The sequence below is a fragment of the Streptomyces torulosus genome (assembly GCF_001419765.1).
GTDB classification, from domain to species: Bacteria; Actinomycetota; Actinomycetes; order Streptomycetales; family Streptomycetaceae; genus Streptomyces; species Streptomyces torulosus.
This window is the reverse complement of record NZ_LIRK01000418.1, coordinates 1-8784: the sequence shown is the minus strand read 5'-3', so window position 1 is coordinate 8784 and position 8784 is coordinate 1. Positions and strand designations below refer to the sequence as shown.

9 protein-coding genes are annotated in these 8784 nt (G+C 71.5%); 4 read left to right on the top strand and 5 right to left on the bottom strand.

The features are described 5' to 3' along the window. A partial coding sequence (locus AOK23_RS27280; protein WP_420823757.1) for a protein-tyrosine phosphatase family protein occupies positions 1 to 695 on the top strand: 695 nt, incomplete at its 5' end. A 98-nt stretch (positions 696 to 793) separates the two neighbouring features. Here the strand turns inward: AOK23_RS27280 and AOK23_RS27275 are convergent. From AOK23_RS27275 to AOK23_RS27265, 3 genes are all read right to left on the bottom strand, one after another. Then, positions 794 to 1609, bottom strand: a complete 816-nt coding sequence (locus AOK23_RS27275; RefSeq protein WP_055715271.1) for an SAM-dependent methyltransferase — start codon at positions 1607 to 1609, stop codon at positions 794 to 796. Between the two features lie 77 nt (positions 1610 to 1686). Then, positions 1687 to 1965, bottom strand: coding sequence for a DUF397 domain-containing protein (locus AOK23_RS27270; RefSeq protein WP_055715270.1), 279 nt, complete (start codon positions 1963 to 1965; stop codon positions 1687 to 1689). A 9-nt stretch (positions 1966 to 1974) separates the two neighbouring features. Then, positions 1975 to 2835: a helix-turn-helix domain-containing protein gene (locus tag AOK23_RS27265; protein ID WP_055715269.1), complete on the bottom strand. Its 861-nt coding sequence runs from the start codon at positions 2833 to 2835 to the stop codon at positions 1975 to 1977. 243 nt (positions 2836 to 3078) lie between these two features. Here AOK23_RS27265 and AOK23_RS27260 point away from each other — a divergent pair, with 243 nt between their 5' ends. From AOK23_RS27260 to AOK23_RS27250, 3 genes are all read left to right on the top strand, one after another. After that, the gene (locus AOK23_RS27260; RefSeq protein ID WP_420823756.1) at positions 3079 to 3774 is read left to right on the top strand and encodes an ATP-binding protein; all 696 of its coding nucleotides are present in this window, start codon (positions 3079 to 3081) and stop codon (positions 3772 to 3774) included. Continuing rightward, positions 3765 to 4229 carry a hypothetical protein gene (locus AOK23_RS27255; RefSeq protein WP_055715268.1) on the top strand — a complete coding sequence of 155 codons (465 nt, stop codon included), beginning with the start codon at positions 3765 to 3767 and terminating at the stop codon, positions 4227 to 4229. Before AOK23_RS27260 ends, AOK23_RS27255 begins: the two co-directional genes overlap by 10 nt. 605 nt (positions 4230 to 4834) lie before the next feature. After that, positions 4835 to 6793 carry an ABC transporter ATP-binding protein gene (locus AOK23_RS27250; protein WP_055715267.1) on the top strand — a complete coding sequence of 653 codons (1959 nt, stop codon included), beginning with the start codon at positions 4835 to 4837 and terminating at the stop codon, positions 6791 to 6793. A 71-nt stretch (positions 6794 to 6864) separates the two neighbouring features. Here the strand turns inward: AOK23_RS27250 and AOK23_RS27245 are convergent, their stop codons facing one another. Both AOK23_RS27245 and AOK23_RS27240 read right to left on the bottom strand, forming a co-directional pair. Beyond that, positions 6865 to 7050 (bottom strand): hypothetical protein, encoded by a 186-nt coding sequence (locus tag AOK23_RS27245; protein WP_055523163.1) that lies wholly within the window; start codon positions 7048 to 7050, stop codon positions 6865 to 6867. A gap of 290 nt (positions 7051 to 7340) precedes the next feature. Beyond that, complete coding sequence (locus AOK23_RS27240; RefSeq protein ID WP_055715266.1) at positions 7341 to 8750, bottom strand: amidohydrolase; 1410 nt, start codon at positions 8748 to 8750, stop codon at positions 7341 to 7343. Positions 8751 to 8784 lie beyond the last annotated feature (34 nt).

Sequence of the window (8784 nt, the reverse complement as noted above, 5' to 3'; positions counted from 1 at the left end):
GACGACGATGTGCGCGCCCCGGCACCCGCCCCCGCTCGCTGCGCCGCCGGGTCGCGCACATCGTCGTCGGCGTCCTGCTCGGCTACTTCGCCCTGTGGGCCGCCGGCACGCTCGGGATCCTGGCCGTGTCGTACGTCGCGCGCGAGTCGGCCGCGCCACCCGCCGGTACCCGTGCCGTGCAGGGCATCCACAACTTCCAGCCCGTCGGCACGGCCGGCAAGCTGTGGCGAGGGGCGGCCCCCTCCCCCGCCGGCTACCGGGCGCTCTCCGACCTCGGCTTCGCCACGGTCGTCGACCTGCGGGCCGAGAACCTGTCCGCGGCGCAGCTCGCCGAGCCGCGCGAGGCGGGGCTGGACGTCGTACGCCTGCCGATGCGGGACGGGCAGACGCCGAGTCCGGACCAGGTGCAGCGGCTGCTCGACACCGTGTCCCGGAGCTCCGGGCCGGTGTTCGTGCACTGTGGCGCCGGCGTCGGCCGTACGGGGACGATGGCGGCGGCGTACCTCGTCAGGACCGGGCAGGAAGGGGCCGATGCCGCGGTCTGGCGCAACCTCTCGGTCGGGCCGCCGTCGATCGAGCAGATCTACTACGGGGTGAACCTGGAGCGGGAGAGGGCGACCGAGAAGCCGCCGCTGTCGGTGGTCACCCTCAGCCGTCTCGTGGACGCGCCGCGCCGTATCTGGTCGTACCTGTAGCCCTCGCACCTGCGGCCCTGCCCACAGGGTCATGGGGGCACGTGTAAGGGGCGGTCGCAATGGGCGACCGCCCCTTACACATGCCTCGCGCGCCCGTCTCAGACCTTGCGTGCCACCGCCCCGTACCCGGGAATGACCCCGTCGTCCTGGCCGGGTACCGGGTCGCCCAGCTCGGGGTGCCACTGGTGCGGGACCTCGACGCCGGGGTCGACCAGGTCGAAGCCGTCGAAGAAGCGGGTGAACTCCTCTCGGGAGCGCAGGGCGAGGGGGACGCCCGCGGCCTTGAGCTTCTCCGTGGCCGCCTTCGACTCCTCCGGGGTGAAGTCGCCGGTCGCGTGCGTGACGACCAGATAGCTGCCGGAGGACAGCTCGGCCGTCAGCCGCCGGACCAGGTCGTGCGCGCCGTCCTCGTCGGAGACGAAGTGCAGCAGCGCGATCAGGGAGAGCGCGACGGGCCTGCCGAAGTCCAGCACCTTCCTGGCGCCCTCCATGACGGCGTCCGGGTCCCGCACATCGGCCTGGAGGTACTCGGTCCGCCCCTCGGGGGTACCGCGCAGCAGGGCCGCCGCGTGCGCCAGCACGATGGGATCGTTGTCGCAGTAGACGACCCTCGCGTCGGGGGCGACCTCCTGGGCGATCTGGTGGAGGTTCGGCTCGGTGGGGATCCCGGTGCCGATGTCGAGGAACTGCCGTACGCCGTTCCGGGCCAGCCACCGCGTGGACCGGTGCATGAAGGCGCGGTTGACGCGTGCCATCACCGGCACACGAGGGTCGAGGGCCAGCATCTGCCGGCCCATCGCGTCGTCCACCGGGTAGTTGTCCTTGCCGCCGAGGTACCAGTCGTACATCCGGGCGGGGTGGGGGCTGCTCGTGTCGATCTCGACGGGGGGCCGCCCGCTCATGACGAACTCCATAAGGTTCTGCAGCAGTCAATGATCAATTCAGGGCCAACATAGGGGGATCGGCTGAACAACAGGGAGTGCGCAACAAGTCAGGAGAGCAGGAAGTCGGCCACCCCCGCCTTGGCCCCCTGGATGAAGGCGTTCATCTCGTCGGGCGTGTAGATGAGGGCCGGCCCGTCGGGGTCGGTGGACTGCCGTACGGCGATACGGCCGTCGGCGAGCTTCATCGCCTCCAGGCAGTTGCCGCCGTTGCCACCGCTCCAGGGCTTGTGCCAGCCTTCGCTGCCCAGCTCCCGGGCGGGCATTCCGTTGTAGACGCGGATGTGCGACTGCGAGTGCGTGCGCGACTGCGGCTTGATGCGATCCATTCGGTGTCTTCAGAGCTCCTCGCGGAGATCCCGGAGGATCTCCTTCGTGCGTTGTGCCGTGGCGGCCTGCGCCGCCATGCGGTCCATGACCTCGAGGTGGGTCGCCACCTCGGAGCGGTCGTCCAGGTAGACGGCGCCGGTCAGGTACTCGCTGTAGACCATGTCCGGGAGTTCGGGCATGGCGAAACGGAACAGGACGAACGGCCCGTACGTACCGGGATGGGGTCCTGTGTCGAAGGTGGTGACCTGCACCGTCACATGGGACAGCTCCGTGACCTCCAGCAGTCGGTCGAGTTGGGCGCGCATGACGTCCGGTCCGCCGACGGGACGGCGCAGGGCGGTCTCGTCCATGACGAACCAGAGCCGAGGGGCGTCCTTACGGGTGAGCAGTTCCTGCCGCTGCATGCGCAGGGCCACATGCCGTTCGATGTCGTCGGGTCTGGTCTGGCCGATGGCGCCCGAGACCATCACCGCGCGCGCGTAGCCCTCGGTCTGCAGCAGGCCGGGGACGAAGTGCGGGTCGTAGCTGCGGATGAGGGCGGCCGCGCCCTCCAGGCTGACGTACATGGAGAACCAGTTCGGCAGGATGTCGTGGAACCGCTGCCACCAGCCGGGTTTGTTGGCCTCCTCCGCGAGGCGGACGAAGATCTCCGCCTCCTCGTCGCCGACGCCGTACGCCTTCAGCAGGAGCTGGAGGTAGGGGATCTTGAGGGCGACCTCGGCGGTCTCCATACGGCGGACCGTGGCCGGCGCGACGTGCAGGATGCGCGCGGCGTCCTCCCGCCGGATGCCCGCGCGCTCGCGCAGATCCAGCAGACGCCGGCCGAGCACCACCTGGCCGACCGTCGGCGCGGACCGCGGCTCGCTCATCTCGCAACTCCATCCGACCGTGAAAAGCCCGACACGAACCCCGTACACCTGGTCCCCACAGCCCGGCGGCGCCATCCGGAAGTCCGCAGCTCACATGCGTTTCCGCATACATACGGACACTGTGCGTACATGTGAACGTTGTGCGAGGGATTTCCAACTGGCGCCGCTACACGTGCTGTTGCGTGCAGTGTGCCATGACCGTTCAGAGAGTCATACGGCACTCTGCAATTTTCAGAGTGACACTTGCCAAGTGTTCATGGCGCGGCGATAGTGGCAAGCGTGATTCCGCCCCCTGCGCCGTTAGGAACAGACGCCGCCGGTGACCGCCTCGGTCCCGGTCCGGCCGCCGGGGCGCGCCCCGAGACCACCGCCGACCGCCGGTTTCGCTTCGAGCTGGCCGCGCACCCGGGTGCCGTGGCACAGGCCCGGCGCGTGACGCGTACCCAGCTCACCGGCTGGGCCCTGTGCGAGGACACCTGCGACACGGCGGCCCTGGTCGTGTCCGAGCTGGTGACCAACGCGATCGTGCACACCGCGAGCGCCCAGATCGTCTGCGAGCTGCAGGACGGCGACGACCTGGTGCGGATAGCGGTACGCGACGAGGGCTGCGCCCCCGGCGAGCCGCACCCCTCGCCGCAGCGTCCCGAGGAGGAACACGGCCGGGGGCTGCTGCTCATCGAGTCCCTCTGTCGTTCCTGGGGTGCCCAGCCCGTCGGCATGGGCCTGCTGGTCTGGGCCGACGTCCCCCGCGGCGTGCTGGACGCGGCCACCGCGGCCCGCGCCGACCTGGGCTGGGGCGCGAAGAAGCCGCCGAACGACGACCGCGGCGGCGAGGCGGACGCCTGCCACCGCGCGGGGCCGCGGATCGAGGACCGTTCGATGCCCGATAGGGGCAGTTCGATGCCCGAACGGAGCAGGACGGGGGCCGAATGGGTGTGAGCGCGTCGATCGGCCCCACCGGTGCCGCCGGTGGGGGCAGAGTGGCCCGCGTGGTGAGCCTCGACACCCTGACCCGCCTGCGCCGCGCCCAGCGGCCCGTCGCGACGCCCCGCCCCATCCCGTTGCCCGAGGGCATGACCACACCCATGGGCTGCGATGCCGTCGCCGTCCCGGCGGACATCGGCCCGCTGGTGCTGCCCCGGCTGCCCCGTGTCGGCTGCGTCTACGCCGACCGGGACCACTGGTGGTGGCTCGTTCCGGCCGACTCCGACTATGCGCTGGAGTGGCCGGCGCCGGCGCGGTACACCACCGGAGCGTTGGTCTCCGACGGTTCGGCCGCGCTGATCCACCGGCCGGAGGGGACGATTCCCTATACGCCGCCTATACCTCTGTACCTGGCGGTGTGCCGGGTGACGGGGACGACGCCGGCGTGGTCGCGGACCATGACGGCTTGAGGGATTAGGCGCTGCGGCGGTTCGGCTTTAGCCGGAGGCTGCGTCTGTTGTGCGTCGAGTGCGCCTTCCGGGTGGGGGTGTGCTGGCTCGTGGGCGGGTGCGGGTGTGGTGGGGCTGGTCGCGCAGTTCCCCGCGCCCCTGGAGAGCCTTCGGCCCTCCTCGGGGTCACCAGCCGCTTCCATTCAAGCCGCCGAATCTCTCACAGCCCGCCCACCCCTCTCGCGGTCCGCCGAACCCTCTCACGGTCCGCCGGGTCCTCGCGCGTTTCGCCGCGAGCCCCTTCTCATGGCCCGCCGAGTCCTCTCCGCGGTCCGCAGGAACCCTCTCGCGTTCCGCCGGATCCTTTCGTGGCCCGCCGGATCCTTTCGTGGCCCGCCGAGTCCTCTCGTGGCCCGCCGAGTCCTCTCGTGGCCCGCCGGGGCCTCTCGTGGCCCGCCGGGGCCCCTCCCGAGCCTCCGCCTCCGAGTTTTCTGGCGGCGCACTCTCTTCTGACTCCGAGCGCCCTGCGTGCTCCGGGGGGACGAAGGGGCGCTCCCGTGCGCCCTGGTTCGGGGCTGGGCTGGGGGCCATAGTGGCCGTCGGCGACGACTCCGGGGAGGGCGCGGGTGCGGAAGGCGCGGGACAGGGTGAAGCCGGAGACGTCGGAGTCGGAGCAGCTGCTGTTCGGGGGGCCGCTGCGTTACGACATGGGCTGGTCGCAGCACGCGGACGCGTTCCTGGAGCTGGACTTCCGCGGGATGGTGCGCCGGCTGCCGTCGCTGCTGGCGTCGAGTTTCCGGCTGGCCTGGCGCGCGGACCGACGCGCCGCCCGTATCGTGCTGGCCGCCGAGACGGGCCGCGGCCTCGCCCAGGCGGTGAGCCTCCTCGCGGTGAACACGATCCTCGCCCGGCTGATGGCGGACGACACGGTCGAGGAGCGGTTACGGGGAGCCGCTCCCGCACTGATCACCATCGCCGCCGTGACCCTCGTGGCCACCCTGCTGCGGGCCGCCTCGACGTATGCCACGGGCCGTCTGGAACCCAAGGTGGAGCGGGTCGCGACGGAGCTGTACCTGGAGCGGGCGGCGGCCGTGGAGCTGTCGGCGATCGAGGACGACGGCTTCCACAAACTGCTCGACACCGCCAAGTACGGCGCCCAGTCGGCCCGCCGCATGATCAGCTACTCCGCGCGCGTGGTGAACGCGCTGATCTCCCTGATCGCCGCGGCCGGTGTGCTGACCGTGCTGCATCCGGCCCTGCTGCCGCTGCTCGTGACGATGACGCTGCCGAGCGCGTGGAGCGCCCTGACGATCGCCCGCCGCCGCTACGCGTCGTTCCACGCCTGGGTGCAGCACGCGCGCGCGGGCTATCTGATCGGTTCCCTGCTGATCGAGCCGGAGGCCGCCCCGGAGATCCGGGTGCACGGAGTGGGCCCGTTCCTGCTGCGTCACTTCCGCTCCATGTCGGAGACCGCGGAGGCCGAGCAGGCGCGCCTGGCCCGGCTCGCGGCCCGGACAGGGCTGTACGCGGCCGTGTGGACCGGGCTGGCCACCGTGGCGACGTACGCGACGCTGGGCGGTCTGCTGCTCGGTGGGGCGATGGCGCTGTCCGTGGCCGGTACGGCGGTCATCGCGATCCGCACCGGTTCCGCCAGCCTCGACACGCTCGTCCTGGAGGTGAACTCCCTGCACGAGGAGGCCCTCTTCGTCGGCGACATGGAACGCCTGTACGTCGAGGCCGCCAAGCGCGCGATCCCGGTGGGGGGCGACCCGCTGCCCGAGGACCCGCACGAGATCCGTGTGGAGAACGTGACGTTCACCTATCCGGGGAAGTCCACCCGGCCCGCGCTCGACGACGTGACGCTGACCGTGCCGCTCGGCAAGATCGTGGCGCTCGTCGGCGAGAACGGTTCGGGCAAGACGACGCTGGTCAAGCTGCTGGCCGGGCTGTACACCCCCGACCGGGGCAAGATCCTGTGGGACGGTGTGGACGCGGCGGCCGCCGACCGGCACCAGCTCGCCGAGCGCATCGCCATGGTCGCGCAGGACTTCAAGCGGTGGCCTTTCACCGCCCGCGTCAACATGGCGATCGGTCGCCCCTCCGCACCGCTCACCGAGGAACGGCTCGCCGCGTCGGTCGCCGAGGCGGGGGCGCAGGACGTGGTGGAGGACCTGCCACGCGGCCTCGACACCCTGCTGGCCCGCGGGTTCAGCGGCGGGCACGAGCTGTCGGGCGGCCAGTGGCAGCGCCTCGGGATCGCACGGGCCGCGTACCGGCGGGGGCGCATCCTCATCGTGGACGAACCGACCGCCGCCCTGGACGCGCGGGCCGAGCTGGAGGTCTTCGAGAAGATCCGCGCCCTGGCCGGGACCGGGCAGACCGTCGTCCTCATCACGCACCGGCTGGCGTCCGTCCGCCATGCCGACCTGGTGCACGTCCTCGACCAGGGCCGACTCGTGGAGTCCGGCACGCCGCAGGAGCTGCTGGCCAGGGGCGGGGTGTACGCGGAGCTGTACGCCCTCCAGGCGGAGCAGTTCGCGGTCGAGGTCCCGGCGGCGAAGGTGCCCGCTCCGAAGGCGGGGTGACGCTGGCGGTACGACTCGGGCAGTACGACGCAGGCCCAACGACTCAGGCGGTACGACTCTGTCGGTACGACTCAGGCGGGGGCGGCCGCGGCGGTGTCGGCGCCGCGCACGATGACCAGGAACATGTCCGTCGCTATGTCCATCACGACTTCCGCCTGCTGCCCTTCCTGGCGGGCAGCGTGCGCCAACTCCTCCGCCGGCCACGAGCCGCGCGGCCCACCGGCGGGAAAGCGTCCCAGCACCGTTCGCACGTCCACCTTGTACCTCCGTGTAGCGCTGTCCTCGTAGAGTTAAACGCCAACCATGGCCTGAACGACTCTTCCAGTGACGCTACTGAGACGTAGTTGACACGCGGTCAACGCCGAAGCGAGAGATACCTCGCAGAAACCACACCTTCCGGTGACTTTCCGTGCCATCTCCCGTACGCGTCGTGACGGCGACTCCTCTCACCGTGCGTGGGTGGCGGTTCACTCATGGTCAACGCGTACGTCGGGTACCGGAACCGGCCCACCTCATGCGGCCCTTCCGGGCGGATTCGTGCGGGCGCTCACGCGGGAGGCGCGTCGTAGTCCTGGATGCGTCCGCCGTGGCTTCGGTCGGTGAGGGCGGTCAGCCGGTCCTCCAGTTCGCGCACAGTCGCCGCCACGTCCACGGTGAGCAGCTCACGGTCCCGCATCAGGACGCGGCCGTCGACGACGGTGGTGCGGACGTCGGCGGAGCGGGCGCTGTGCACGAGGGTGGCGGCGAGGTCGTGCACGGGCTGGGTGTGCGGGCCGGTGAGGTCGACGAGGACGATGTCGGCGCGCCGGCCGGGCGCCAGGCTGCCGATCCGCTCCCCCAGCCCGACGGCCCGCGCGCTCTGCAGCGTGGCGTGGTGCAGCGCCTGCCGGGCGGTCAGCCAGCGAGGATCGCCCTCCGTCGACTTCTGCACGAGCGCGGTCAGCGCCATGGACTCCCACACGTCGAGGGAGTTGTTGGAGGCGGCGCCGTCCGTGGCGAGCCCGACGGGGACGCCGATGCGCCGCAGCTCCCGCACCGGGGTGGTGGGCCAGGCGAACTTGAGGTAACCGCGGGGCGCGGTCGCGACGGCCACCGGCCCGGTCGCCCGCTCCAGCACCGGCAGGTCCCGCGCGACGATGCCGGTACCGTGCGCGATCAGCACGCCCGCGTCGACGCCGAGGAGTCCGGTGCGCTCCAGGACCTCGATGGGGGTGACGCCGTACCGGACGAGGCTGTTGTCGGTCTGGTCGCGGCTCTCCGCGGCGTGCAGATGGACCGGGAGGCCGTGCGCGCGGGCCAGCTCGGCGGTGGCGGCGAGGTCGGCGTCGTCAACGGTGTAGGGGGCGTGCGGGGCGAGCGCGGTGGTGACACGACCACCGGCCGCGCCCCGGTGCCGTAGCGCGAACTCCAGCGACCGCTCCCGCCCTTCGACGCCGAGCGAGGAGAAGAACGCCTCCCCCAGATGGGCGCGCAGACCGGTCTCGGCGACGACACCGGCGACCGTGTCCATCGAGAAGTAGTGGTCGGCGAAGCAGGTCACGCCGCCCCGGATCATCTCCGCGCAGGCCAGCCGCGCCCCCAACTCCACGTCCCTGGGCGTCAGATTGGACTCGACGGGCCAGATGGCGTCGTTGAACCACTCCTCGGCCGGCATGTCCTCGGCGATGCCACGCAGCGCGACCATCGGTGTGTGCGTATGACAGTTGATCAGTCCGGGCATCGCGACCTGGCCCCGGGCGTCGATGCGTTCGGCCGTGGCGACGACGGCCGTCTCGGACTGCGGCCCGATGCTCTCGATCGTCCCGTCCCGCACGACGATCGCGGCGTCCTCGACGAAGGCGATGCCCTCGTGCTCGTCGTGGACGAGGGCGGTGCAGCCGGTGATGACGAGATCGGCGGGCGAGGAGGACGGCGAGGGAGCAGGTGAGGGAGGTGACGGGGGCGGAGGCGGCGTCATGCGGTCACGGTACGACGGGGGCGGGCCCGGAAGG